Below are 24,060 nucleotides of genomic sequence, written 5' to 3' on the forward strand. Positions count from 1 at the left end.
GATATTGAGTGTAGATCACCCAATCCTATTTGTGTGATAAAAATGTGATCTCGTTAAAATATTAACGCGAAAAATGTAAGGTATTTTCCGCGTAAGGAAACGTTAAAAATTCCAGTCGTCATCTTCTGTTTCGACGGCTTTACCCATCACATAAGATGACCCTGAACCGGAGAAGAAATCGTGGTTTTCGTCTGCGTTGGGTGAGAGCGCTGCGAGGATTTCCGGGTTCACATCCGCCATTTCTGCCGGGAACAGGGCCTCATAACCTAAATTCATTAGCGCCTTATTGGCGTTGTAGCAGAGAAAGGCTTTGACATCTTCCACCCACGGGGTTTGCGCATACAGTTCCTCCGTATAACGAACTTCGTTGTCATATAATTCCATCAACAGATCGAGGGCATAATTCTGTAGCGCGTCACGCGTAGAGGGTGAAACGTGCTCCAGACCTTTTTGGTATTTATAGCCAATGTAATAACCATGAACTGCTTCGTCACGAATGATCAGGCGGATAAGGTCAGCGGTATTCGTCAGCTTGCCGCGGCTGGAGAAATACATCGGTAGCCAGAAGCCGGAATAGAACAGGAAGGATTCCAGAAATACGCTGGCTATTTTCTTTTTCAGCGGCTCTTCGCTGGCGTAATGCGTCAGAATTATCTGTGCCTTGTGCTGGAGCGGAGAATTTTCCTCACTCCAGAGGTAAGCCGCATCCACATCTTTGGTCTGACAAAGCGTGGAAAAAATAGAACTGTAGGAACGTGCGTGCACGGCTTCCATAAAGCTGATATTCGACAGTACCGCCTCTTCATGTGGCGTGATTGAATCCGCCATCAGCGCGGGGGCGCCGGCGATATTCTGAATCGTGTCGAGCAGCGTCAGGCCGGTAAATACGCGGATAGTGAGCTGCTGCTCGGCAGCGCTCAACGTTTGCCATGCCGGAATATCATTGGATAGCGGAACTTTTTCCGGTAGCCAGAAGTTACTGGTCAGGCGATTCCATACCTCAAGGTCTTTATCATCTGCAATCTTGTTCCAGTTGATGGCGCTGACGCGAGATAGTTTCATTCTGTTCTCCTTACAGTGCGCATGACACGCAACCCTCAATTTCGGTTCCTTCCAGCGCCAACTGGCGTAACCGGATGTAGTACAACGATTTGATCCCCTTACGCCAGGCGTAGATCTGTGCCTTGTTGATATCTCGGGTGGTAGCGGTATCGGGGAAAAAAAGCGTCAGTGAGAGTCCCTGATCGACATGCCGTGTCGCCTCGGCATAGGTATCAATGATCTTTTGTGGGCCAATCTCGTAGGCATCCTGATACAGGGCCAAATTCTCGTTGGTCATAAACGGGGCAGGGTAGTAAACGCGCCCTGTTTTACCCTCTTTACGAATTTCCACTTTCGATACAATCGGGTGAATGCTTGAGGTCGCGTGGTTGATATAGGAGATTGAGCCGGTCGGCGGAACGGCCTGTAAATTCTGGTTATAGATGCCGTAGCGCATCACATCATCCCGCAGTTGCTGCCACATCTCCCGGGTTGGCAACGTAATGCCGCTTGTGGCAAACAGTGCGCGGACTTTCTCTGTTTTTGGCTGCCAGTCTCCCTGCAGATACTGGGTAAAGTACTCGCCGTTGGCATAGCGTGACTGACTAAATCCGGCAAAAGATGTACCGCGTTCACGGGCCAGTTTCATTGACGTATTCAGCGCATGCCAGGTGATGGTGTAAAAATAAAGATTGGTGAAATCCAGCCCTTCGGGGGAACCGTAGGCGATGCCTTCCCGCGCCAGATAACCATGCAGGTTCATCTGTCCGAGACCAATGGCGTGTGACGCGCTGTTCCCGGCTTCAATGGAAGGAACGCTGCGGATATGACTCATGTCCGAGACGGCGGTTAAGCCGCGCACGGCTGTTTCAACGGTCCGGGCAAAGTCAGGTGAATCCATGGTATGAGCAATGTTCAGCGAGCCAAGATTGCAGGAAATATCATGCCCTACCTGCGTATAGCCCAGTGCCTCATCATAGGTTGATGGACTGTTGACCTGCAAAATCTCCGAGCACAGGTTGCTCATATTGATACGACCGGCAATCGGATTCGCACGATTCACCGTATCTTCAAACATAATGTAGGGGTAGCCAGACTCGAACTGGATCTCTGCCAGTCGCTGGAAGAAGTCGCGGGCACTAATGTATTTTTTGCGCACGCGCGCGTCGGCAACCAGTTCGTCATAGCGTTCGCTCACCGCGATATCACCGAATGCTGTGCCGTAAAGGCGTTCTACGTCATACGGTGAAAACAGCGCCATCTGCGCATTTTCTTTGGCCAGACGGAAGGTGATATCCGGGATCTCCACGCCAAGCGAGAGCGTTTTAATGCGGATTTTTTCATCGGCATTTTCACGTTTGGTATCGAGAAAACGCAAAATATCGGGATGATGCGCGTGCAAATACACCGCACCAGCGCCCTGACGTGCGCCCAACTGATTAGCATAAGAAAACGCATCTTCCAGCATTTTCATTATCGGGATCACGCCGGAAGACTGGTTTTCAATACGCTTAATAGGCGCTCCTGCCTCGCGCAGGTTTGAGAGTAAAAATGCCACGCCGCCGCCGCGTTTGGAAAGCTGCAGCGCTGAGTTAACCGCCCGGCCGATGGACTCCATGTTGTCTTCAATGCGTAGCAGGAAGCAGGAAACCAGTTCGCCACGCTGCTGTTTGCCGCAGTTTAAGAAGGTTGGTGTGGCGGGTTGAAAACGACCGGAGAGCATTTCATCAGTAAGCTGCATGGCGAGCGCCTCGTCACCCTGTGCCAGGGTGAGTGCCACCATCGTCACGCGATCCTCAAAATCTTCAAGGTAGCGTTTGCCGTCAAAGGTTTTCAGCGTATAGCTGGTGTAATACTTCCATGCACCGAGGAAGGTCTGAAAGCGGAATCCGCTGGCATGGGCGTGGGCAAACAGCTGCACCACGAACGCGCGATCGTAGCGGGCTAAAACGCTTTCGTCGTAATAGCCTTCACGAATCAGCGTGTCCAGGCGTTCCTGCTGACTGGCAAAGACCGCCGAGTGAGGGCGGACGTGGGTAGCCAAAAAAGCTTCCACCGCCTGATGATCTTTATCGAACTGAATCCGCCCGGCTTTATCGTACAGATTTAGCATGGCGTTCAGGGCGTGATAATCCAGCGCGGGCTGGATTACGCGTTCTGCGGTTGTCGTTGCCAAAATTCGCTCACTCCTTTTCGAACGTTTTCGATATCGCTTTGCGTACCCATCAGCTCAAAACGATAGAGCCATGGCACGCCGCATTTTTGTGAGACGACCTCACCCGCACGCCCATAGGCCTCGCCGAAATTGCGGTTGCCGGAGGCGATCACGCCACGGATTAATGCCCGGTTATGAGGATCGTTTAAAAAGCGGATCACCTGACGCGGGACGGCGCCTGCCGTACCGCCGCCGCCGTAAGACGGCACGATTAAAATGTAAGGCTCGTCTACCTGGATCCGCTCGCGTTCATTAAGCGGGATGCGGATGGCGGGCAGCGCCAGACGCAGCATAAAGCGGTGCGTATTCTCGGAGCTGCTGGAGAAGTAGACGAGCGTCGTCATGCGCTGACCACGCGTGGTTCCGGGCGCAGGCGATTGATCATGTCCGGGCGAAATCCTGACCAACGGGTTTCGCCTGCCACTACGACAGGCAACTGACGAAAACCTTGCTCGCGCAGGGTATCTGCCAGTTCAGGCTGCAAATCGACATTCACCATCTCAAAGTCAAAACCACGGCTTTCCATCGCCCGTTTGGTGGCGTGGCACTGAACACAGTTATTACGAGTGTAAATAATAATACTCATGATTCGTATTTCCATTTAAGGGTAAATGAGCGATGCATAATGGACATCGGCTTGTGTGCGTGCTGATAGAGAAGATACTAGATGTAGATGAAAGAAGATTCAACCATACAAGATATGGGAATTTTAGGTTGATGATACCCTGGGTGATGAGCGGGACGGGAATGGGATATGGATTATAACAGGTTGCCGGATGGCGACGCGTCGCGTCTTATCCGGCCTACAGGAGAGCGCATCCCAGGCCGGAGAAGGCATTTATGCCGCCATCCGGCGGCACAAAATTACATACGCATACCCACTGCGAGGCGGTTAAAGCAGTTCATCAGGCTGATTGCGAAGGTCAGGTCGCTTATTTCTTTGGCGCTAAAATGGTCAAGCAGTGGCAGATAAACATCGTCTTCGGCATGGCTGCTGGCGACATGAGTGACGGACTCGGCCCATGCCAGTGCGGCACGTTCCCGTTCGCTGAAATGGTGGCTCACCCGCCAACCCGCCAGCGCATCCAGACGGGCTTGTTCCACACCAGCTTTGCGCAGCGCTTTGCTGTGCATTTCAAGGCAAAATGCGCAGCCGTTGATTTGTGAAACCCGCAGGTAAATCAGTTCCGTCAGCGTGGGTTCCAGTGCGCAGTTTTCCAGCGCTTTGCTTGCCTGAACCAGGGCGTTATAGACTTCAGGACTGAGTTCGTAATAGGGCTGGCGTAACATTGTCATGGTATTGCTCCTCATTTGGATGACCTGCAATGTAGCACTATAATGGTCTGCTAAAGAGAGCCATATTTTTACTTAAAAAGCAGACCATAAATGTCGCGCTACCAGCAAATTGCCCGTCAGTTAAAAACCGCTATTGAGAAGGGCGATCTTAAGCCTGGCACAAGATTACCCTCCAGCCGAACCTGGTCCCAGGAGCTGGGGGTTTCACGTTCGACGGTAGAAAACGCTTATGCTGAGCTGGTGGCACAGGGCTGGCTTGCGCGACGCGGGCAGGCGGGAACCTTTGTCAGCGAGCAATTGCGACTGGAAACCTCGTCCGCAACCCCTGCCGTATTCGCCGGAGAACACAGCACACCACAGCTTTTTCAGATGGGATTGCCTGCTCTCGATCTTTTTCCGCGCGATATCTGGGCACGGGTCATGGGTCGACGTTTGCGTACCCAAACACGTTTTGATCTTGCGGTGGGGGATGTTTGCGGTGAACTGCTGTTACGCCAGGCGATAGTCGATTACCTGCGAGTGTCACGCAGCATTGAATGTCTTCCGGAGCAGGTTTTTATTACGTCGGGTTATGCGGCGTCAATGATGTTGATCCTGCGCGCGCTGGCCACACCCGGCGAGGGGATGTGGGTCGAAGATCCCGGCTTTCCATTGATTCGGCCCGTGGTCACCCAGGAACGCGTTGAGCTGATGCCTGTAGCGGTTGATGCCGATGGCCTTGATGTCAGCGCGGGGATCCGCCACTACCCACAGGCGCGTTTTGTCTTGCTGACACCTGCACACCAAAGCCCACTGGGCGTGGCGCTTTCTCTGGCCCGCCGTCACCAGTTGCTGGAATGGGCCGATCGCGCACAGGCGTGGGTAATCGAAGATGACTACGACAGTGAGTTTCGTTACCACGGCAAACCGTTACCACCGCTTAAAAGTCTGGATGCGCCGCAGCGGGTGATTTATGCGGGTACGTTCAGTAAATCGTTGTTTCCCGCTTTACGCACCGCCTGGCTGGTGGTTCCGCTGACTCAGGTCGCACATTTTCGCCAACAGGCGGCGCTAACGGCCTGTAGCGTTCCGGTTTTATGGCAGCAAACGCTGGCGGATTTTATGCGAGACGGCCACTTCTGGCGACACTTAAAACGTATGCGACAGCATTATGCCCAACGGCGTCAATGGATGGAAAGCGCCCTGACAGAGCAGGGTTTTAGCGTGTTGCCACAAGAGGGCGGGATCCAACTGGTGATCGCCGTGGCGGGGGATGACACTGCGTTAGTACGCAAAGCGAATCAGGCCGGACTGGCGGTTCAGGCCTTAAGCCGGTGGCGCGTCACCTCAACAGGTAAGGGGGGAATATTACTGTCATTTACCAATATCCGATCGGCGGAAATAGCGCAGCAGGCTGCATATCAACTCCGGTTGGCGCTGACATAAATTTGCGTTGTTCTTAAGATATTCATCTCACCGTCTGCACTCGTTTATGGACTTTTCTGAAAGCGTTGCTAATGCTGAATCAGGTAAGGTAAGCCCGCAGTAAAAGATAACGAGGAAAATAATATGTATTTACGACCTGATGAGGTGGCGCGCGTACTTGAAAAAGTGGGCTTTACCGTTGATGTAGTCACACAGAAAACATACGGTTATCGACGTGGCGAGAATTATGTATATGTAAACCGTGAAGCGCGGATGGGACGTACCGCATTGGTGATTCATCCCACGCTAAAAGAGCGTAGTTCTTCACTGGCAGAACCGGCCACGGATATTAAAACCTGCGATCACTATCAGCAATTCCCGCTTTATTTAGCCGGCGATACTCATGAACATTATGGTATTCCACACGGCTTTAGCTCGCGTATCGCGCTGGAACGTTATTTGAATGGGTTGTTTGGCGACGTGAGTTCAAACTGATAACGCGACTGGCGGTGCCAGTCGCGATGAGATGTTTTATGCTTTAGCCTGGTGGTAGCTGCTGACCTTAAACAGGCGGCGGCAATAATCAAGGAAGTAACCATATACTGCACCCATCAGCATTGAGACCACGATGTTGGAGCTTACCGCAGCCGTGATCTGGTGCCAGTCAGCGCCAACCGTCAGCAGAATAATCACATACACCGGTGACTGGAACGTGACATAGGCCAGCACATCCGCCAGATTTTTTGCCCATCCTGCCTGCGTGGCTTTGCGTGCCGCACGCATAAACAAATCGCGGTACATACCGTATGGCCAGGCGATCAGGATGTTGACGGGGATAGCGACCAGTCTGGAATACAGTGACTGTTCGAAGCTCATTCCTGAAAGGAATATCTCGATCAACATGTTCACGACAGAACAATAAACAACCATCGCGAACGTGTCTGCTACAGCATGACGCAAGCGTGACTGCGGAGAGAACATGTTAATGCTCCTTGTAAAAAGGGGAAAAAAGGTTTTCAATACCTTTGTTGCTAGTGATTTGTCTTGTCGCTTTCGCGTTTTAATAGGATATCTGCCTACATAATAACTAGCAACTAGCTTAAAATTTTTATTTATTGCCTTTTTGTCGATAAAATGCTCTGTGGTGGTTTGTTTTTTGTTCGTTTTGGCATTTTCGTTGTCATGCAAATTAAAATCATTAAAAATCAATATGTTATTTTGACTTGTTTTTCTGAACTTTTTGCGCTCCTTTTTGAATGTTGACGAATATTGCGCATATCTACCGCAACGCCTGCGCGATGCCTGTATTGGTTTATCTGGTGCGGCAGTGAGATATCCCGAAGTCTATTTATTCTGGTTGCTGGCCGAATATAAAATATCGCTGACTAAAGCGCACCGTATGGCAAGATATATAATAATAGCGATTGCCGTTTTAATATCTTGCGACAAAAAAGAGACTGGAAAAAGAAAAAATACTCGCATACAATTTGCTTCGTAATACCGATTTCTGTTTTTGCGTTAAAGAGGTTTTATTAATATGAGTTCAATGTTAAAAAACTTAAATAATATTCGATCGCTACGTGTCATGGCGCGTGAATTATCCGTCGAGGTTCTGGAAGATATGCTGGAAAAACTCCGGGTAGTCACCAAAGAACGACGTGACGAAGAAGAACAGCTGCAGCGCCAACGTGCAGAACAGCAGGAAAAAATTAATACACTGCTGGCGATGATGAGAGCCGATGGGATTGATCCTGAAGAACTGTTGAGCATGTCGGTGGCACCATCGCGTTCGGTTAAAAAACGTCAGCCACGTCCGGCGAAATATCGTTTTACGGACATCAACGGTGAAACAAAAACATGGACAGGACAAGGCCGCACGCCGAAGCCGATTGCGCAGGCGCTGGCTGCCGGTAAATCTCTCGATGATTTTTTGATCTAATATCAATGCGGTGAGGGGAACCTCACCGCTTATTTTCAGCAGACGCCGAAATCGCCTTCTTCAGAATATCGCGTGACATCAGCAGTTTTTAGGGTGTATTTTTCGCCGCTTTCATTGCTGGCTTGTACTGCCACAATTTGTTCGTCTTTCACTTCGACAACTTTCAGTTTTGGTCCGCCCATACGCGGTTGCACCAGATCGCCAGGTTTAAACATATTGCGCTCCTTTCTTAATCACAAAGCCCACCATAGATCACGTCAATCGGCGGGTACAGCGCTGTTTCTTCTATTACCGCTTAATGAGTACGTCGGTTCCAGGGCATTTTGTCGAGCAGTCGCGCCATACCGCAGAAGCCAGTTATACCCGCAAGTACCAGCCCCGCACCAACAAAACCGCTGAGTAAGAAGAAGCCGCTGTTAACGGCATAACCGAGAATGACGCCAAGCAAGGCAAGACTGCCTGCGGCAATCTGCACCTGACGCATTAGCGGCAACGGTTGTGAGCCATCTTTTGCAACCGGCAGACCTGCCGCTTTCCAGCCGTCGATCCCGCCCTCAAGCAGCCAGACCTGTGCCGGCGCGGCGGCGGCATTCAATTTTGCCGCCGCGTTTTGTGTACGCTTGCCTGACTGGCAGTGAAAAATAATGCGCTCAGCCCGTAAGTTTGCGGGGAGTGAACCCTGCTCGAGGGTGGATAACGGTGCCAGGTGCGCCTCGGGGATATGTTCGTACAGATACTCGTCAGCATCGCGGATATCAATCAGTTTTGCGCCCTGGGCTAACAGCGCCTGCGCCTCGTGGGGGGAAATCATCCCAATGGTCATAGTGGTTCCTTATGGGCAATACAGTGTTTTTAATGTGGCGATCAGCGAATTCACGGCCGTATTTTTAATGGAGTAAAGGATGCGCTGGGCATCACGCTGGCTGTCTATCAGTCCCTCTTCGCGCATTCTTGCCAGATGCTGAGAGGTGGCCGATGCACTAAGACCAGTAACGCGGGCTAACTCTCCCGCGCTGGTACCCGGTGAGCCACACAGCATGCACAAAATCAGTAACCGTTTTGGATTACTCATCGCTTTGAGCAGGGCGGCAGCCTGTTCTGCGCTGGCCTGCAGTTGTTCGAGTTCAGTCATATATACTTTAGCATTTACTAAGTTAAGTTAATTCTAAAATAAATAGGCATCGTACGCCAGCGTAAAGAGCGTAAAGAGCGTAAAGAGCGTAAAGAGCGTAAAGGAGGGTAAAACAGCAGGGGAAGCCAGGCAGAGTTGGATAAACTCACTAACCTTAGATTTCTAAGAAATGATTATTTTTTTGCTTGTATGGAGTGTGTATGGGTTTCTGGAGAATCGTTTTTACTATTATTCTGCCTCCGCTTGGCGTGTTGCTGGGGAAAGGATTCGGCTGGGCATTTATCCTCAATATCGTTTTGACACTGTTGGGCTACATCCCAGGCCTTATCCATGCCTTCTGGGTCCAAACCCGCGACTAGGTTTTTCCCGTCAGCAGTTTGCTGGACATGGCTTGCTGAATAATGGGAATTGGCGTCAGCAGGTGCTGGCGCATTAACTCGCTGGCGCGGGCGGCATCGCGCGCCAGAATCGCTTCGGTCAGCGTTTGATGCTGATCGTGCTTATCTTCCAGCATCTCTACCGACAGCACCGTTTTACGCAACCAGATGAAACGGTATCGTGCCGCCAGAGAGAACAACCGTTCACGCATTTGCAGCAGATATTGCGAACCGCAGCCAGCAACAATCGCCGTGTGAAACGCCTGATGGCGCTGATCCCACTCATCAAGCATCTGCTCGCTGGCGTCAACGGCCTCTAGCTTGCTGAGCATATGTGCGCGCGCCAGAATCTCTGCTTCCCAGGCGTCGTCGCCACGTGCGATAGCCAGACCCACCAGCATGGCTTCCATATTGGCGCGGGCATCGAAAATATCGAGTAACTCTTGCTCGGACATCGGCGCCACCCGATACCCTTTCTGATTGACCACCGTGACCAGTCGCTCTGCAACCAGTTGCGAAAGCGCTTCGCGCAGAGGCCCAACGCCCAGTTCATAACGTGAGGTCAGCAGGCTCATACGCAGTTTCTCATCAGGCTGATATATACCGCGGATGATATCGTTCTTCAGCCAGCGGTACCCATCAATGGCCGTCGGTTGGGAAATGGCGGTCATGGTCTTACTCCTGAATAAATGTCCCGGCCTGCGCCGGGATCAGATTTAATGCGTATTTTGCAACGGTGTTTTTTGCCACGATAGCAGTTTTTTCCAGCGTGACATAATGGGTACGGTGCAAATAATCCCGATAGCGAGTAGTCCGGTCGACACCACCTCCAGCTGTTGCGCCGGACGGAAGAGCATCACCACTAATACGAAGACAATAAAGGCGATCACCAGCCAGGTAAGCCATGGAAAGAGCCACATTCTCAGCTTAATTTCACCGCCTTGCGCCAGCAGGATTTTGCGCATCCGTAACTGAGAAATAGCAATCACCAGATAGACCAGCAGCGCGATGGCACCAGAGCTGTCAATCAGGAATTTAAACACCTTGGCCGGGGCGTAATAGTTGACGATGACGGTAAGGAACGCGGCACCTGTCGACAGTAGCACCGCCACATAAGGCGTTTTGCTGCGGTTCGTTTTACCCATAAAGGCGGGGGCATCGCCACGGCGGCTCAGGGAGTAGAGCATGCGCGAGGACGTATACAGCGCGGAGTTAAGACAGCTGGTCACCGACAGCAAAATGACGCAATCCATGATCAGCTTTGCATGCGGAATATGCAGTAACTCCAGCACCGAGCGGTACGACCCAACCTCTTTCAGTCCCGGCATGTTCCACGGGATCAACGCGACCACCACGAAAATGGAGCACAGATAGAAAATTGAGATACGCCAGATAACCGAGTTCGTCGCCCGTACGATGTGTTTATCTGGGGTGTCGGATTCCGCGGCGGCAATGGTGACAATCTCCGCGCCCATAAAGGAAAACATGGTGATTAGCATCGCACTGAGTACTGCGCCAAAACCATTGGGCATAAAGCCGCCCTGATCCCACAGTCGTGAAACGCCGCCGACCTCAGCGTAGGGATAGAAGCCGCTAATCGCCGCGGCGCCGAGGGCGATAAACGCCAGAATGGCAATCACTTTACACAGCGCCAGCCAGAATTCAAACTCGCCGTAATTTTTGACGCTCAGCAAATTACTGCCGGTTAACGCCAGCGTGATAACCAGAGAAAACAGCCAGATAGGAATGCCCGGTACCCAGGAGTGCAAAATGATGGCGGCGATATTCGCTTCCAGTGGGATAACTAACACCCAGAACCACCAGTACAGCCAGCCGATGGTATAACCTGCCCACGGCCCGATGGCCTTATCGGCGTAGGTGGAAAAGGAACCGGTATCCGGGGTGGCAACGGCCATTTCGGCCAGCATGCGCATAATCATCACCACCAGCAATCCGGCGAACAGATAGGCTAATAATACTGCGGGACCGGCTTCTGCAATCGCCACGCTTGAACCGACGAACAAACTTGCGCCGATTACCCCGGCAATAGACAGCATGGTGACGTGGCGTGATTTCAGCCCGCCCCCTAAATCATGTGATTGTGACACTTGCCCCATCTTTAAACCTCGTTATTGTTATTGACGTCGCTTCCTGCACCTTACCCGTAGGCCCGGTAAGCGGAGCGCCACCGGGCATCACAATATTTCCGGAGGCGGCGCATGCGCCGCCTCCGGCCTACAATCCCCGTTCAGATACGGGGGTTATCCCTGTTTCGCTTCGGCAAAACACTGAGCAATAATGTCCAGACCCTGGCGGATTTGCCCGTCTTCAATGGTCAGTGGAACAAGGATGCGCAGCACGTTGTAGTAAGGCCCGCAGGAGAGCAGGATCAACCCTTTGTCACGTGCACGCGCGACGACGTCGGCCGTCAGTTTGGCATCGGGTCTGGTGTGGTCGCCGTCTTCGAACAACTCGATGGCAATCATTGCGCCCAGCCCGCGAACATCACCAATCTCGCGGTGCGTTTCCGCGATGGCCAGCAGACCATCGCGCAGGGTTTTGCCCAGGTCGTTCGCTTTTTGCAGCAGGTTTTCCTGCTCGAAAATGTTCAGCACCGCCAACGCGGCGGCACAGGCAATCGGGTTACCGGCATAGGTACCGCCCAGACCACCCGGTGGGACGGCGTCCATCACCTCGGCACGTCCGGTGACGCCGGCCAGTGGGAAGCCGCCGGCGATGGATTTTGCGAAGGTGGTGAGATCGGGGGCCACACCCATTTGCTCCATCGCAAACAGCGTACCGGTACGCCCTGCGCCGCTCTGCACTTCATCGGCAATCAACATGATCCCGTGTTCGTCACAAATGGCGCGCAGACGCTGCATAAAGGCCGGGGAGGCGGCGTAAAAACCACCTTCGCCTTGTACGGGCTCAATGACGATGGCGGCAATATCTTCCGGGGCCGCGTCGTTTTTGAAAATACGGTGGATGCTGGCAATCGCATCGTCATCGCTGATACCGTGCAGCGCGCAAGGGTACAGCGAACGATACACATGGCCCGGCATCAGCCCCATGCCAGCAGAGTACGGGTTCACTTTCCCGGTTAATGAGAGGGTGTAGTGGGTACGGCCATGATAAGCACCGCTAAAGGCGATGGTCCCGGTACGTTTGGTGGCCGCACGGGCGATTTTTACCGCATTTTCCACGGCTTCAGAGCCGGTGGTGACCAGCAGGGTTTTCTTGGCGAAATCACCCGGCACTTTCTTGTTCATAATCTCACACAGCTCGAGGTACGGCTCATAGGCCAGCACCTGGAAGCAGGTATGTGACAGTTTTTTCAACTGTGCTTCTACCGCAGAGACAATCTGCGGATGCAGGTGACCGGTATTCAACACCGCAATACCGCCAGCAAAGTCGAGGAATTCACGGCCTTCAACGTCCCAAACCCGACAGTTTTCTGCACGCTCGGCAAAAATAGGGTGGATCTGGCCTACGCCACGGGGAACGGCGTTGCTGCGACGTTGCATTAGTTCTTTATTGGTGCTCATCAGGTGTTCTCCAGTATTTATTTTATTAAAGGCCAATGCACATATATTTGATTTCTAAGTAGTCTTCGATACCGTACTTCGAACCTTCGCGGCCAAGACCGGAGGCTTTAATGCCGCCAAACGGGGCCACTTCATTTGAGATGATGCCGGTATTAATGCCGACGATGCCGTACTCCAGCGCTTCACCAACGCGGAATACCCGGCTTAAATCACGGGCATAGAAGTAGGCGGCCAGCCCAAACTCGGTGTCGTTGGCCTGGGCGATGACGTCAGCTTCGTCTTTAAAGCGAAACAGCGGCGCCAGCGGGCCGAAGGTCTCTTCTTTGGCGACCTTCGCGTTATCAGGTACATCTACCAGAATAGTGGGCTGGAAGAAGTTACCGCCGAGCGCGTGAGGTTTACCGCCCGCGATAATGCGAGCGCCTTTATCCAGAGCATCGGCGATGTGTTCCTGCACTTTGGCAACCGCTTTCTCGTCGATCAGCGGTCCGGTGGTGACGTCAGGTTGCAGACCATCGCCGAGATGCAGCTTGCTCACCGCCTGCTGGAGTTTTTCGGCAAAACGCTCATACACGCCGTCCTGCACGTACAGGCGATTGGCGCAGACGCAGGTTTGCCCGGCATTACGGAACTTCGATGCCAGCGCACCTTCCACGGCTTTATCGAGATCGGCATCGTCAAAGACGATAAACGGCGCATTGCCGCCCAGCTCCAGCGATACCTTTTTGATGTCTTTGGCACACTGCTGCATTAACTGACGGCCAATTTCGGTTGAGCCGGTAAATGACAGCTTGCGCACCAGCGGGTTGCCGGTCAGCTCGTTACCTACCGCGCTCGCAGAACCGGTCACCACGCTGAAAACGCCAGCCGGGACCCCGGCGCGATTAGCCAGTTCTGCCAGCGCCAGTGCGGAGTAGGGAGTCTGGCTGGCGGGTTTAAGTACCATCGTACAGCCTGCCGCCAGCGCCGGACCGGCTTTGCGGGTGATCATCGCCGCCGGGAAGTTCCACGGCGTAATCGCGGCAGTAACGCCGATCGGCTGCTTAATGACGATCAGACGCTTATCAGCTTGATGACCGGGAATGGTGTCGCCGTAAATACGTTTGCCCTCTTCGGCAAACCACTCGATAAATGAGGCGGCATAGGTGATTTCGCCTTTGGCCTCAGCCAGCGGCTTACCCTGTTCCAGCGTCATCAGGCGGGCGAGATCGTCCTGATGCTCAATCATCAGGTTGAACCAGCGACGCAGAATATTGGCCCGCTCTTTCGCAGTCAGCGCCCGCCATGCGGGCAGGGCGCGATTCGCGGCCTCAATGGCTTCGCGGGTTTCATCTGCCCCCATTTTCGGTACGCTACCCAGTTGCTGACCATTCGCGGGGTTGGTCACCGCGATGGTCTCGCCGCTGTTGGCGTCACGCCAGTGTCCGTCGATCAGTGCCTGCTGGCGAAACAAGGTGGGATCGTTAAGTTGCATGATTGCTTCCTGTCTTAAAAAGGTTAACGGGTGAACGCGGCGTGTAATGTCTCCACGCTACGTGCCGCACGCAGCGTGCGTCCGGGATTACTCTGGTTCTCCAGAAGGGCGTGAACTTTGCTGACGATATGCGCGCCGATCGGGAGAGCTGACGTTGCCGCGGGAGACGGGGCGTTACAGGTGTGAATCGAACGCGGCGTGGTGACAAACAGAAAATCGTCAATCAGCTTGCCGTCCGGTGACACCGCCTGTGCCCGCACACCAGCAGGCCACGGCTGCAGATCTTTCTGCGTCAGGCTCGGGCAATACTTTTGCACCAGCCGCAAATATCCGCTTTTGCACAGCGAGTTTTTCATTTCGCCAAGCCCGGAACGCAGGTTGTTTTGCAGCACGCGGCGGATGCCGGAAGAGCCGAGGATCTCCAGCGTATCGCTGAGCGAAAAATCACGCTTACGATAGCCTTCACGTTTAAATGCCAACACGGCATTCGGACCTACCGTAACGCTGCCATCTATCATGCGGGTGAGATGCACACCGAGGAATGGCATCGCCGGGTCGGGGATCGGGTAGATCAGATGATTGACTATCTGGTTATGTTCTGACGCCAGGCGGAAGTATTCGCCGCGGAACGGGCAGATGATGAATCCGGGCTCGATGCCAAGCATTTTCACCAGCCGATCGGCCATCAGGCCAGAGCAGGTAATCAGCGTTGCCCCTTCATACTCCTGACCCTGACGGGTCTGCACGATAACGCCGGCGGCGTGTTCCTTTAACGCGCTGACTTCCGCGTTGTAGACGATCTCGCCACCTTTGGCCTGGAAAATCTTCGCCATCGCGGCGGTGACTTCGCGGTAGCTGACTATTCCGCTCGACGGGACAAAAATACCGCCCAGTCCAGTGATGTTCGGCTCTCGCTCACGCAGTTCTTCGGCATTGAGCCATTCGCGCTCCAGGCCGTTGGCGGCAGTGCGATCCCAGAGCGCACGCATCCGCTCCATCTCCAGCGCTGAGGTGGCAACCAGCATTTTTCCGCAAACGTCATAGCGGATGCCGTTTTGGTCGCAAAAGGCTTTGGTGGCGCGATTTCCGGCCAGGCAAAACTGCGCCTTCAGGCTACCGGGAGTGTAATAGACCCCGGCATGAATCACGCCGCTGTTGTGGCCCGTCTGGTGGCAGGCTGGACCGGACTCTTTCTCCAGCAACGCAATTCTGGCATCCGGGTAGACATCGATTAGCTGCATGGCTGTCGACATGCCGATAATGCCGCCGCCAATAATCACAAAATCATACATCCGCTATTTTCCTTCGCGCTTACTGGTGGGTCTGGTAATGGTGGGTGGCATAGGCGAAATAGCCACGCTGACGCATCAGTTCGCGACGCAGGTCAGGATGCGAGGTGAAGCGGTCGCGACCGTGCAGCCAGAACAGGTTGTTGATCAGCAAAAATTTACCGACAGATACCGGAACGGAAAGAATGTTCTTGCTGGTTTCCAGCGCATCAGACAGGTCGCTCAGCCAGACGCCTTCTTCATAATCCTTCGGCTGGACAAACTGGTCGATGTAACGCATGACCGGACGGCCCTGCTGGTCAACGTCAAACACCGGATGGAATACGTCCTGGCTAACATTTTTGCTTGGCGGTGCGGCAAAGCGCATGGCACGGCGTGCCAGCGGGTGGGTAAAATACTGATCCAGATGTTCCCAGTCATCGAGATGGAGCAGCAGCGAGTTACCGCCCGTCATGTTCTGCTCGTCTATCTTCATCATCAGTACATAGTCGGTGATTTCTTCGAGGTAGGTACCGTCGTTATGCAGCTCCATGACTCGGTGTGGCTGACGCAGATAGCTATCTGAGTTATCGACGTTTTTCACCACGAAGCGCGCATAGTACTGACCGCTCATCGCATCAAAATTGGAGCGCCCGATAAGATGCGCGACGGCTGTCGCCAGTTTGACCATCTCTTCTGCCTGTGCCACGTCATCAACGCCCACGGCATTGATCAACAGTGCGCCTTCAGCGCGATCCAGCAAGGTTTTTAGTAGCAGAGGCTGCAACTGATTGCCGCACAGGGCGTCGAGGATCTTAGCCACTTTGAAACGCAAGAAAGATTTGTATTCCAGGGCCTGTACCGGCCACTGCGCGACGGCTTGCAGAAATTGCTTCGTAGTCTCGGCGCAGAAAGTCAGCTCCAGTAAGCGTGGAGACTGGGCTGATGGTTTCAGCGTGAAGCCGCTGTAGTGCTGGGCTGGATCTTCAGCGTTCGGTTGTACGGCAGTCAGTGCGTTCATCAGAATCGATCCTCTCAGTAGATTGTCAGGGAGACATGGCGATGCTACGTTTCGTAGCCATAAATTAAAAATATCTACATTTTTGAAAAACGCGCACAGAATGAGCTTGTTTGTTTATTATTTGTGATCAAAAACAACAAATATTTAACATTATAAAAGATGAGGTTAAATGCCAGGAGAGGGAGAGAAACAGGAGAATGTTATTTAAAAACAGAGGATTAATAATACTGCCGCTGCTGGGGCACAGCGGCAGTAAAAAGGTTAGTAACCGACTTTATAAATACGTCCGCTTTGAATGCCTTCCACGCTGCGGCGGTAAGCATTGGCCACGGTTGCCGCTGGCACGCTTTCAAAGCCGGGGAAGAATCCATCGTAGGCTTCAGCAGATTCACTCAGCACGGTCGGGCTAATCAGGTTAATGCGCAAACCGCGTCCTAACTCGCAGGCAGCTGCGCGCACAAATCCTTCCAGCCCGGCATTTATGGTCGCCGCATTTGCCCCCTGGGCAATGGGTTCATGGGCGATAATGCCGCTGATAAGCGTAATAGAACCGCCATCATTCAGGTAATATTGCCCGGTTAAAGCCAGGCGCACCTGGCCTAACAACTTATCCTGCAGACCCTGATTAAATTCACTGTCGGTCATCGTCGATAGCGGGCCAAAGAACAGATTGCCGGTGGCGGAAACAATCGCATCCACGCGCCCTGTTTTTTCAAATAGCGCCTGGACGCTCTCTTGTGAGGTGATATCGACCTGGTAATCGCCCTGCGTGCGGCCCACGCGGATCACCTCATGTTTACGGCTCAACGTCTCTGTGACTGCACGACCGACTGTACCGCTGGCACCAATAATGACGATTTTCATAACCACCTCCGCAATAGTGTGAGCCGCTATTCTTTAATGAAAATGAAATCAGATAAACTGGCTAAAAGTTAGATGATTACTAACCAGAGGTTTGCAATATGGATAAGCTGCGCGGCATGGAAACGTTTATCGCGGTGGTGGAAAGTGGAAGCTTTACCGGTGCGGCAACGCGACTGGAGATATCAGCGGTGATGGTGGGGAAATATATCGCCCTGCTGGAGGCGCAGCTCGGCACGCGTCTGCTGGAGCGCAACACCCGTCGTCAGAGTCTGACCGATGCCGGGCGCGTTTACGTTGAAGAAGCCCGGCGGGTGCTGGAACAGGTTTCGATCGCTGAACGTTCGGTCGAGCGACTCCGGCGGGCTCCGGCGGGTACGCTACGCATCAGTGCGCCAACCTCCTTTGGGGCCTGTGTTATCTCGCCGCTGGCCGCGGATTTTTTGCAAACCTGGCCAGAGGTACGCATTGAGTTAGATCTGACCAACCGGATGGTGGATCTGGTCGATGAAGGGGTCGATCTGGCAATACGTATTGGGGATATTCATCAGACGGATGTCGTGGCGAAATATCTGGGTCCGTACCGTATGGCTATCTGTGCGTCACCGGACTATCTTGCCCGACACGGCACTCCACGAACGCCAGGGGATCTGGTGGATCATCTGTGTTTGTCGCATACCGTGTGGACGGCACGTAATGAATGGAAACTGCCGGGTGTGGCGGGTGAGGTCAGGTGGAAACGTGACGCGATTTTACGCTGTAACGATGGCCACGGCCTGCGCATGGCGGCGGTAGCGGGAGCCGGGCTGCTGTTGCAACCGGAAGTTTTGTTGGCAGAAGAGCTCGCGAAGGGTCGGCTGGTCCGGGTGCTGGAGGGGTTTACGCCGCAACCGCGGCCAATTCATTTGTTGTGGCGACAGGATTTGCGCCCACTGCCCAAGCTGACGCAGTTTGTCGAACATGTGCTGGAAGGAACGCAGGGGCTGCGCGGAAAATAAAAATGCCGGATGGCGTTGCGCTTATCCGGCCTACAACCGAGCCAAATTGTAGGCCGGATAGGGCGCAATAGCGCCGCCATCCGGCAATTCGTTAGCCGATATCCACCTGCGGCTTATTGTTGCGTTTGCGGATCAGGCGCAGTACTGGCGGGATAACGATAACCATGACCGCCATCACCAGCAGGACTTTCGCCACGCCGCTGGCCCACAGAATATCCATGCTGCCATTACTGATGGACAGGGCACGACGCAGGTTCTGCTCCAGCATTTCCCCGAGCACAAATCCGAGAATCAACGGAGACATCGGGAAGTGCATTTTACGCAAAATGTATCCCAGTACACCGAGACCAACCATCAGTACCAGATCGAAGGTCGTGCTGTGGACGGCATACACACCGACCGCCGAAACCGCCGCAATGGCCGGAACCAGGAACCACAGCGGAATGGTCAGCATGCGGGTAAACAGACCGATTAACGGGATGTTCATCACCAGCAGCATCACGTTGGCAATCAGCAGCGCCGCGATCAGTCCCCAGACGATATCCGGTTGTTCGGTGAACATTGCCGGCCCCGGCGTGATGTTGTACAGCGTCAGCGCACCCATCATGACCGCCGTGGTGCCCGAACCGGGTACGCCGAGCGTCAGCATTGGGATAAACGAGCCACAGGCCGAGGCATTGTTAGCTGCCTCAGGTGCGGCAACACCACGAATGTCCCCCTTCCCAAAGCTGTCGCTGTTACCGCTGAGCTTTTTCTCGGTCATGTAGGTGATCGCACTGGCGATGGTTGCTCCGGCGCCGGGCAGAACGCCGACGAAAAAGCCAATCACCGATGAGCGCAGCGTTGCGCCCACGCACTGCATACCCTCTTTGGCATTGAACAACATGCGGCCCGTTTTACGCACCAGCGTTTGGCCACTGCTGGTATGTTCCAACATTAATAATATTTCTGAGACAGAGAACAGCCCAATCACTACCACGATAAACTGCACACCGTCGGAGAGATGAACACTGTCAAAGGTGAAGCGATAAACCCCGGTGTTGGCGTCTACGCCGACGGTCGCGAGCCCGAGACCGATAAGCGCTGCCAGAAATGATTTCAGTGGGTTCTGCGCCATCATGCTGCCGAGACAGGCAATAGCGAAGACCATTAAGGCAAAGTATTCTGCAGGACCGAATGACAGCGACCATTGTGCTAACGCCGGGGCAAACAGAATGATGCCGCCGATAGCGATAAGCGAACCGAAGAAAGAACTGACCGCTGAGATAGAAAGCGCCACGCCGCCACGTCCCTGTTGGGCCATTGGATAGCCGTCAAGGGCGGTCATAATGGCTGCCGCATCGCCAGGCACATTGAGCAGGATAGAGGAGATGCGCCCGCCGTATTCGCAGCCGATATAAACAGTCGCCAACAGGATCAGCGCAGACTCCGCAGGCAGATGCAAAGCGAAGGCCAGCGGCAGCAGGATCGCCACGCCGTTGATTGGCCCCAGGCCCGGCAGCAGCCCAACGATGGTGCCGACAAAGCAGCCGATCAAGGCGATAACCAGGTTTTCCGGCGTCATCGCCACCGCGAAACCCTGAGAAAGATAAATCCAGGTATCCATCGTTTCTCCGTTAACCCAGCCAGGCGCCGAGTGGTAAGGTGACGTCAAGCAGTCGATCGAAGGCATACCACAACAGAATGCCGAGAACCGAACCGGAAATGCCCGCTGCCGGGATGGTTGCGCCGAACAGCATGCCAATCACCACGGTGAGAATGGCAGTGGCAATGGGAAAGCCTAACCATTCAAACCCCCAGGCGTACATCAACAACACAATCACCATCGTGAGCAGCTTTTGCAGCACGTGGCGGCGAGGCCAACTGATGGTGTCCGGGTGGCGCAACAGCAGCGCGACGGCACACAAGAGCATCAAGCTGATAATGCCAAGCGGAAAGGGACGTGGCCCGACGGGTTCATAGCTGTATTCGCTGCTGATTTGCCAGGCCACGAACAGCCCGGCTATACAGAGCAACAGCCAGATACCCGCGAAAATACGATCGCTCATCATCTTTGCCCCCGGGCTTATTTCGCAAGGCCGAAGGCTTTTGCCTGCTCACGATAATCGGTGACCTGTTTCTTCACGTAGTCATCGAGTTGCTTACCGCTCATGTTGAACTCGAACAGGCCACGCAAATCACGCTGCTTTTTAAATTCGTCGGTCTGCTGGAGCTTATTAAAGGCATCAACCCACCACTGGTAATCCGCATCGCTCACTTTTGGCCCAACGTAGAAGCCACGAATAATCGGCCAAACAAGGTCATAACCCTGCTCTTTGGCGGTGGGGACATTGGCTAACTGGCCCGGCAGACGTTCATCAGAGAACACCGCGAGTACGCGGATCTTGTCGCCGCTGAGATAGGGCACCATTTCACTGAGATCGCCGGAAACCACCTGCACGTGATTGCCCATCAACGCGGTCACCGGTTCGCCACCTCCTTCAAAGGCGACATAACGCATTTTGTGCGGGTCGACGTTGGCTTTTTGCGCCAGTAGCGCCGACTTCATCCAGTCCTGACTTCCGATAGAGGCGCCCGCGCCAATAACGACACTGTTGGGATCTTTCTCCATGGCAGTCAGCAGGTCTTTCAGCGTCTTCCAGGGGGAATCACTACGCACGGCAATCATGCCGTAGTCGGTGCCTACGCTCGCCAGCCAGCGCACGTCATCGACGCCATAGCGGCCGAATTTACCTTGCGACAGGTTTAGCAGGGAGCCGCCGGAGAATGCCACTACGGTTCCGGCTTCGGCAGGACGTTGCGCGACGATAGCGTTATAGGCCACGGCGCCCACGCCACCGGGCATATAGGTTACGCGCATCGGTTTTTCGATGGCGCCCGTTTCCATCATGCTCACCTGAATCAGCTTACAGGTGAGGTCGAACCCACCACCGGGTTTCGCCGGAGCAATGCATTCGGTGCGCGATGGCGCTTGTTCAGCTAAAGCAGAGGTACTCATCAATAAAATGCTTGCAGTAAGGGTACGAAGTAATTGTTTTTTCATTGTTTATCCTCACGCCGGAAAACCGGATTTTCGGGTACGGAAGAAGATTTTTGTGATTATGTGAGCCGATGTGTAGCAGTTCGGTTGCGTGATTGTTAAAACATTAACCTTTCAATTCCCTTTCAATGCGGCAGAAACTTTACAGGATGTGATATGCGTCTCTTATTAGCGGAAGATAACCGTGAGTTAGCTCACTGGCTGGAGAAAGCGCTGGTACAAAACGGCTTTGCCGTTGACTGCGTGTTCGACGGCCAGTCGGCTGATCATCTTTTACACAGTGAAACGTACGCGCTGGCGGTACTGGATATCAACATGCCGGGGTTGGATGGTCTGGAAGTCGTCCAGCGCCTGCGCAAACGCGGGCAGACGCTGCCGGTTTTGTTGCTGACGGCGCGCAGCGCGGTAGCCGATCGGGTGAAGGGGCTGAATGTAGGGGCTGATGATTATCTGGCTAAGCCGTTTGAACTTGAAGAGCTTGATGCCCGGCTGCGGGCCTTGTTGCGGCGTAGCGCAGGCCAGGTGCAAGGGATACAGCAACTGGGAGAATTGGCGTTTCACGATGAAGGTTACTTTCTGTTGCAAGGACAACCGCTGGCGCTGACACCGCGTGAGCAGGCCCTGCTGACAGTACTGATGTACCGTCGACTGCGTCCGGTTTCACGCCAACAGTTGTTTGAGCAGGTGTTCAGTTTGAGCGATGAGGTCAGCCCCGAGAGTATTGAGCTGTATATCCATCGGTTGCGGAAGAAACTGCAAGGGAGCGACGTGCGTATCGCCACGCTGCGTGGCCTGGGTTATGTGCTGGAGCGCTGTGATGAGGTGGGTTAAGCCCCAGTCGTTGTACCTGCAACTGCTGATGTTTCTGGGGTTACCGCTGCTGTTGCTGTGGGGACTCTCGGCGTTTAACAGCTACGTTAGCGCATTACAGGCCGCGACGCAGGCGTATGACCGGACGCTGCTCTCATCGGCCAGAACGGTTTCTGAGCGGCTGGTGGTGCGCAATAAACACCTGGAAGTCAACGTGCCGTGGGTGGTACTGGACAGCTTTGAACTGAACATGAACGACAGGCTGTATTACAAAGTGGTCGATCCGGCGGGGAAGGTTATCTCGGGGTATGACGATTTACCGGCCATGCCGCCCGCGACCTCGCGTACCCGGCTGTATCCGGCGTTAGCGTGGTTTTATCATACGGAATATCGCGGTGAAGCGATCCGCGTGGCACGCCTGCTCCAGCCGGTCAATGAGGGTGGGATTGTTGGCATGGCCGAAATTTATGTCGCCGAAACGCTGCAATCACGTCGTTATCTGGCGCGGCAACTGCTGTTTTCCTCATGGGTGTCACAAGGTCTATTAGTTCTCCTGACGCTGGTACTGGTCGGTTGGCTGCTACGACGGGTATTGCGCCCCATGCGCCAGTTGTCATCGCTAATGGTTCGTCGCGAACCAGGGCTGCTGACACCACTGCCGGAGTTACTGCCGTGGTCGGAAACCCGTCTGCTGATTGTCGCGTTCAACCGCTATATCGACCGACTGCGAGGGCTTATCTCCCGCCAGGAGCGCTTCAGCGCAGATGCTTCCCATCAGCTCAAAACACCACTGGCAGTGCTAAAAACGCAGGCGGCAGTAGCTTTGGCGAGCCCGCAGCCGCAGCAATGGTATGAGAGCTTACAGGCGATGAGTTCAACGCTGGATAACACGATTCAGTTGACGGAAAGGTTGTTACAGCTTTCCGCGGTGAAGCGTAAAGAGCAGGGGGAAAGGCACTTTTCGCCCGTTAATCTGTATGACGTGGTGCAAACCAGCTGTTTTACCCGTCTGGCGCAGGCGCGCAGTAAAGCCATCGATCTGGGGTATGAGGGGAAGCAGGAGGCGCTGTGGATTGAAGGGGATGAGGTGCTACTCGGTGAACTGTGCGGAAATCTGCTGGATAATGCGCTGAAATATACGCCAGCGCAGGGCGTGGTGACGGCGCGGTTAATGCGCGAGGGGGAAGCCGTGGTGCTGGTGGTTGAAGATAGCGGGCCAGGTATTGATGAGCAACAGGTACATCAGGCGCTACTGCCGTTTCATCGTCTGGATAACGTCGGCAACGTCCCGGGGGCAGGGATAGGCCTGGCTCTGGTCAACGATATTGCGCGTCTACACCGCACACACCCGCAGTTGTCGAGGAGCGATACGTTAGGGGGACTGAGCGTACGGGTACGATTTTTAAGCATCACTATCTGATATCTTTATTTCCCGGGTGCAGATTATTCTTAAGAAAATTCCAAATAAGAAAGCAGAATATTATTAATAATAACGGCATGTGATTTATTGATTTTATTTGTATGGCGTCGCAGTTAATTAATTTTAGCGGCTATTTAGGGGGGAAGAGAAACGATTTTATGTTATTCATCATACATATAACGACTTTTCATAGTCTACGAATTGTTATCTGTCAATAAC

26 protein-coding genes are annotated in these 24,060 nt (G+C 53.7%); 7 read left to right on the top strand and 19 right to left on the bottom strand.

Annotation, left to right across the window (positions count from 1 at the left end; genetic code table 11):
* Nucleotides 1–102: 102 nt before the first annotated feature.
* The 5 genes from nrdF to RYZ59_RS07040 all read right to left on the bottom strand — a co-directional run bounded on the left by nrdF (nt 103) and on the right by RYZ59_RS07040 (nt 4,552).
* Complete coding sequence (gene nrdF / locus RYZ59_RS07020; RefSeq protein WP_318045768.1) at nt 103–1,062, bottom strand: class 1b ribonucleoside-diphosphate reductase subunit beta; 960 nt, start codon at nt 1,060–1,062, stop codon at nt 103–105.
* 10 nt (nt 1,063–1,072) lie between these two features.
* On the bottom strand, nt 1,073–3,217 hold the full coding sequence (nrdE, locus tag RYZ59_RS07025; RefSeq protein ID WP_318045770.1) for a class 1b ribonucleoside-diphosphate reductase subunit alpha: 2,145 nt from the start codon (nt 3,215–3,217) through the stop codon (nt 1,073–1,075).
* Nucleotides 3,190–3,600 (bottom strand): class Ib ribonucleoside-diphosphate reductase assembly flavoprotein NrdI, encoded by a 411-nt coding sequence (gene nrdI / locus RYZ59_RS07030; protein WP_202037949.1) that lies wholly within the window; start codon nt 3,598–3,600, stop codon nt 3,190–3,192. Before nrdI ends, nrdE begins: the two co-directional genes overlap by 28 nt.
* Entirely contained in the window at nt 3,597–3,842 is a 246-nt protein-coding gene (gene nrdH, locus RYZ59_RS07035) for a glutaredoxin-like protein NrdH (protein WP_202037950.1), read from the bottom strand. The genes nrdI and nrdH overlap by 4 nt, the downstream gene beginning before the upstream one ends.
* 278 nt (nt 3,843–4,120) lie before the next feature.
* Nucleotides 4,121–4,552: a carboxymuconolactone decarboxylase family protein gene (locus RYZ59_RS07040; RefSeq protein ID WP_137383540.1), complete on the bottom strand. Its 432-nt coding sequence runs from the start codon at nt 4,550–4,552 to the stop codon at nt 4,121–4,123.
* A gap of 90 nt (nt 4,553–4,642) precedes the next feature.
* On the opposite strand from RYZ59_RS07040, the gene RYZ59_RS07045 reads away from it, so the two are divergent.
* Nucleotides 4,643–5,977: a PLP-dependent aminotransferase family protein gene (locus RYZ59_RS07045; protein ID WP_318045774.1), complete on the top strand. Its 1,335-nt coding sequence runs from the start codon at nt 4,643–4,645 to the stop codon at nt 5,975–5,977.
* 123 nt (nt 5,978–6,100) lie between these two features.
* Nucleotides 6,101–6,451 (top strand): DUF2002 family protein, encoded by a 351-nt coding sequence (locus tag RYZ59_RS07050; protein WP_005122944.1) that lies wholly within the window; start codon nt 6,101–6,103, stop codon nt 6,449–6,451.
* A 36-nt stretch (nt 6,452–6,487) separates the two neighbouring features.
* Here RYZ59_RS07050 and alaE read toward each other — a convergent pair whose 3' ends face one another.
* Nucleotides 6,488–6,937: an L-alanine exporter AlaE gene (gene alaE, locus RYZ59_RS07055; protein WP_003037259.1), complete on the bottom strand. Its 450-nt coding sequence runs from the start codon at nt 6,935–6,937 to the stop codon at nt 6,488–6,490.
* A gap of 556 nt (nt 6,938–7,493) precedes the next feature.
* On the opposite strand from alaE, the gene stpA reads away from it, so the two are divergent.
* Nucleotides 7,494–7,895, top strand: a complete 402-nt coding sequence (gene stpA, locus RYZ59_RS07060; protein ID WP_318045777.1) for a DNA-binding protein StpA — start codon at nt 7,494–7,496, stop codon at nt 7,893–7,895.
* Between the two features lie 35 nt (nt 7,896–7,930).
* Here stpA and RYZ59_RS07065 read toward each other — a convergent pair whose 3' ends face one another.
* The 3 genes from RYZ59_RS07065 to RYZ59_RS07075 form a co-directional block, all read right to left on the bottom strand.
* Nucleotides 7,931–8,110, bottom strand: coding sequence for a hypothetical protein (locus RYZ59_RS07065; RefSeq protein WP_137383543.1), 180 nt, complete (start codon nt 8,108–8,110; stop codon nt 7,931–7,933).
* A gap of 80 nt (nt 8,111–8,190) precedes the next feature.
* The gene (locus RYZ59_RS07070) at nt 8,191–8,718 is read right to left on the bottom strand and encodes a rhodanese family protein (protein WP_318045779.1); all 528 of its coding nucleotides are present in this window, start codon (nt 8,716–8,718) and stop codon (nt 8,191–8,193) included.
* Between the two features lie 9 nt (nt 8,719–8,727).
* Entirely contained in the window at nt 8,728–9,027 is a 300-nt protein-coding gene (locus RYZ59_RS07075) for an ArsR/SmtB family transcription factor (RefSeq protein WP_137383545.1), read from the bottom strand.
* A gap of 200 nt (nt 9,028–9,227) precedes the next feature.
* Here RYZ59_RS07075 and RYZ59_RS07080 point away from each other — a divergent pair, with 200 nt between their 5' ends.
* Nucleotides 9,228–9,386 (top strand): YqaE/Pmp3 family membrane protein, encoded by a 159-nt coding sequence (locus RYZ59_RS07080; protein WP_006687217.1) that lies wholly within the window; start codon nt 9,228–9,230, stop codon nt 9,384–9,386.
* On the opposite strand, the gene csiR is transcribed toward RYZ59_RS07080, so the two are convergent.
* The 7 genes from csiR to RYZ59_RS07115 form a co-directional block, all read right to left on the bottom strand.
* Entirely contained in the window at nt 9,383–10,075 is a 693-nt protein-coding gene (csiR, locus tag RYZ59_RS07085; protein WP_318045782.1) for a DNA-binding transcriptional regulator CsiR, read from the bottom strand. The two genes, RYZ59_RS07080 and csiR, sit on opposite strands and share 4 nt — an antisense overlap.
* Before the next feature lie 45 nt (nt 10,076–10,120).
* The gene (gabP, locus tag RYZ59_RS07090) at nt 10,121–11,521 is read right to left on the bottom strand and encodes a GABA permease (RefSeq protein ID WP_202037956.1); all 1,401 of its coding nucleotides are present in this window, start codon (nt 11,519–11,521) and stop codon (nt 10,121–10,123) included.
* A 144-nt stretch (nt 11,522–11,665) separates the two neighbouring features.
* Complete coding sequence (gabT, locus tag RYZ59_RS07095) at nt 11,666–12,949, bottom strand: 4-aminobutyrate--2-oxoglutarate transaminase (protein ID WP_318045785.1); 1,284 nt, start codon at nt 12,947–12,949, stop codon at nt 11,666–11,668.
* Between the two features lie 25 nt (nt 12,950–12,974).
* Nucleotides 12,975–14,423 carry an NADP-dependent succinate-semialdehyde dehydrogenase gene (gene gabD, locus RYZ59_RS07100; protein ID WP_318045786.1) on the bottom strand — a complete coding sequence of 483 codons (1,449 nt, stop codon included), beginning with the start codon at nt 14,421–14,423 and terminating at the stop codon, nt 12,975–12,977.
* A 23-nt stretch (nt 14,424–14,446) separates the two neighbouring features.
* On the bottom strand, nt 14,447–15,715 hold the full coding sequence (gene lhgO, locus RYZ59_RS07105) for an L-2-hydroxyglutarate oxidase (protein ID WP_318045788.1): 1,269 nt from the start codon (nt 15,713–15,715) through the stop codon (nt 14,447–14,449).
* Between the two features lie 19 nt (nt 15,716–15,734).
* Complete coding sequence (gene glaH / locus RYZ59_RS07110; RefSeq protein ID WP_318045790.1) at nt 15,735–16,712, bottom strand: glutarate dioxygenase GlaH; 978 nt, start codon at nt 16,710–16,712, stop codon at nt 15,735–15,737.
* A gap of 261 nt (nt 16,713–16,973) precedes the next feature.
* Complete coding sequence (locus tag RYZ59_RS07115) at nt 16,974–17,576, bottom strand: short chain dehydrogenase (protein WP_318045793.1); 603 nt, start codon at nt 17,574–17,576, stop codon at nt 16,974–16,976.
* 98 nt (nt 17,577–17,674) lie between these two features.
* Between RYZ59_RS07115 and RYZ59_RS07120 the strand changes: the two genes are divergently transcribed.
* Nucleotides 17,675–18,571: a LysR family transcriptional regulator gene (locus RYZ59_RS07120; protein ID WP_318045795.1), complete on the top strand. Its 897-nt coding sequence runs from the start codon at nt 17,675–17,677 to the stop codon at nt 18,569–18,571.
* Between the two features lie 91 nt (nt 18,572–18,662).
* Here the strand turns inward: RYZ59_RS07120 and RYZ59_RS07125 are convergent, their stop codons facing one another.
* From RYZ59_RS07125 to RYZ59_RS07135, 3 genes are read right to left on the bottom strand one after another with little or no spacing between them, the layout of a single operon-like run.
* Complete coding sequence (locus RYZ59_RS07125) at nt 18,663–20,177, bottom strand: tripartite tricarboxylate transporter permease (RefSeq protein WP_137383555.1); 1,515 nt, start codon at nt 20,175–20,177, stop codon at nt 18,663–18,665.
* Between the two features lie 10 nt (nt 20,178–20,187).
* A complete protein-coding gene (locus tag RYZ59_RS07130) occupies nt 20,188–20,622 on the bottom strand; it encodes a tripartite tricarboxylate transporter TctB family protein (protein ID WP_105242189.1) in 435 nt (144 codons plus the stop codon).
* Between the two features lie 14 nt (nt 20,623–20,636).
* The gene (locus RYZ59_RS07135; RefSeq protein WP_061068421.1) at nt 20,637–21,614 is read right to left on the bottom strand and encodes a Bug family tripartite tricarboxylate transporter substrate binding protein; all 978 of its coding nucleotides are present in this window, start codon (nt 21,612–21,614) and stop codon (nt 20,637–20,639) included.
* Between the two features lie 153 nt (nt 21,615–21,767).
* Between RYZ59_RS07135 and tctD the strand changes: the two genes are divergently transcribed.
* Together tctD and RYZ59_RS07145 are read left to right on the top strand one after the other, a co-directional pair.
* Nucleotides 21,768–22,442: a transcriptional regulator TctD gene (gene tctD, locus RYZ59_RS07140; RefSeq protein WP_116360823.1), complete on the top strand. Its 675-nt coding sequence runs from the start codon at nt 21,768–21,770 to the stop codon at nt 22,440–22,442.
* A complete protein-coding gene (locus RYZ59_RS07145; RefSeq protein WP_318045800.1) occupies nt 22,429–23,841 on the top strand; it encodes a sensor histidine kinase in 1,413 nt (470 codons plus the stop codon). Before tctD ends, RYZ59_RS07145 begins: the two co-directional genes overlap by 14 nt.
* Nucleotides 23,842–24,060 lie beyond the last annotated feature (219 nt).

It is taken from the genome of Citrobacter sp. HN-141 (assembly GCF_033341895.1).
In the GTDB taxonomy this organism is placed as follows: domain Bacteria; phylum Pseudomonadota; class Gammaproteobacteria; order Enterobacterales; family Enterobacteriaceae; genus Citrobacter.

Excerpts from the sequence above, each read along its gene's own strand:
- nrdF (WP_318045768.1), bottom strand. The coding sequence starts at position 1,062 with ATGAAACTATCTCGCGTCAGCGCCATCAACTGGAACAAGATTGCAGAT.
- nrdI (WP_202037949.1), bottom strand. The coding sequence starts at position 3,600 with ATGACGACGCTCGTCTACTTCTCCAGCAGCTCCGAGAATACGCACCGC.
- nrdH (WP_202037950.1), bottom strand. The coding sequence starts at position 3,842 with ATGAGTATTATTATTTACACTCGTAATAACTGTGTTCAGTGCCACGCC.
- RYZ59_RS07040 (WP_137383540.1), bottom strand. The coding sequence starts at position 4,552 with ATGACAATGTTACGCCAGCCCTATTACGAACTCAGTCCTGAAGTCTAT.
- RYZ59_RS07045 (WP_318045774.1), top strand. The coding sequence starts at position 4,643 with ATGTCGCGCTACCAGCAAATTGCCCGTCAGTTAAAAACCGCTATTGAG.
- RYZ59_RS07050 (WP_005122944.1), top strand. The coding sequence starts at position 6,101 with ATGTATTTACGACCTGATGAGGTGGCGCGCGTACTTGAAAAAGTGGGC.
- alaE (WP_003037259.1), bottom strand. The coding sequence starts at position 6,937 with ATGTTCTCTCCGCAGTCACGCTTGCGTCATGCTGTAGCAGACACGTTC.
- stpA (WP_318045777.1), top strand. The coding sequence starts at position 7,494 with ATGAGTTCAATGTTAAAAAACTTAAATAATATTCGATCGCTACGTGTC.
- RYZ59_RS07065 (WP_137383543.1), bottom strand. The coding sequence starts at position 8,110 with ATGTTTAAACCTGGCGATCTGGTGCAACCGCGTATGGGCGGACCAAAA.
- RYZ59_RS07070 (WP_318045779.1), bottom strand. The coding sequence starts at position 8,718 with ATGACCATTGGGATGATTTCCCCCCACGAGGCGCAGGCGCTGTTAGCC.
- RYZ59_RS07075 (WP_137383545.1), bottom strand. The coding sequence starts at position 9,027 with ATGACTGAACTCGAACAACTGCAGGCCAGCGCAGAACAGGCTGCCGCC.
- RYZ59_RS07080 (WP_006687217.1), top strand. The coding sequence starts at position 9,228 with ATGGGTTTCTGGAGAATCGTTTTTACTATTATTCTGCCTCCGCTTGGC.
- csiR (WP_318045782.1), bottom strand. The coding sequence starts at position 10,075 with ATGACCGCCATTTCCCAACCGACGGCCATTGATGGGTACCGCTGGCTG.
- gabP (WP_202037956.1), bottom strand. The coding sequence starts at position 11,521 with ATGGGGCAAGTGTCACAATCACATGATTTAGGGGGCGGGCTGAAATCA.
- gabT (WP_318045785.1), bottom strand. The coding sequence starts at position 12,949 with ATGAGCACCAATAAAGAACTAATGCAACGTCGCAGCAACGCCGTTCCC.
- gabD (WP_318045786.1), bottom strand. The coding sequence starts at position 14,423 with ATGCAACTTAACGATCCCACCTTGTTTCGCCAGCAGGCACTGATCGAC.
- lhgO (WP_318045788.1), bottom strand. The coding sequence starts at position 15,715 with ATGTATGATTTTGTGATTATTGGCGGCGGCATTATCGGCATGTCGACA.
- glaH (WP_318045790.1), bottom strand. The coding sequence starts at position 16,712 with ATGAACGCACTGACTGCCGTACAACCGAACGCTGAAGATCCAGCCCAG.
- RYZ59_RS07115 (WP_318045793.1), bottom strand. The coding sequence starts at position 17,576 with ATGAAAATCGTCATTATTGGTGCCAGCGGTACAGTCGGTCGTGCAGTC.
- RYZ59_RS07120 (WP_318045795.1), top strand. The coding sequence starts at position 17,675 with ATGGATAAGCTGCGCGGCATGGAAACGTTTATCGCGGTGGTGGAAAGT.
- RYZ59_RS07125 (WP_137383555.1), bottom strand. The coding sequence starts at position 20,177 with ATGGATACCTGGATTTATCTTTCTCAGGGTTTCGCGGTGGCGATGACG.
- RYZ59_RS07130 (WP_105242189.1), bottom strand. The coding sequence starts at position 20,622 with ATGATGAGCGATCGTATTTTCGCGGGTATCTGGCTGTTGCTCTGTATA.
- RYZ59_RS07135 (WP_061068421.1), bottom strand. The coding sequence starts at position 21,614 with ATGAAAAAACAATTACTTCGTACCCTTACTGCAAGCATTTTATTGATG.
- tctD (WP_116360823.1), top strand. The coding sequence starts at position 21,768 with ATGCGTCTCTTATTAGCGGAAGATAACCGTGAGTTAGCTCACTGGCTG.
- RYZ59_RS07145 (WP_318045800.1), top strand. The coding sequence starts at position 22,429 with ATGAGGTGGGTTAAGCCCCAGTCGTTGTACCTGCAACTGCTGATGTTT.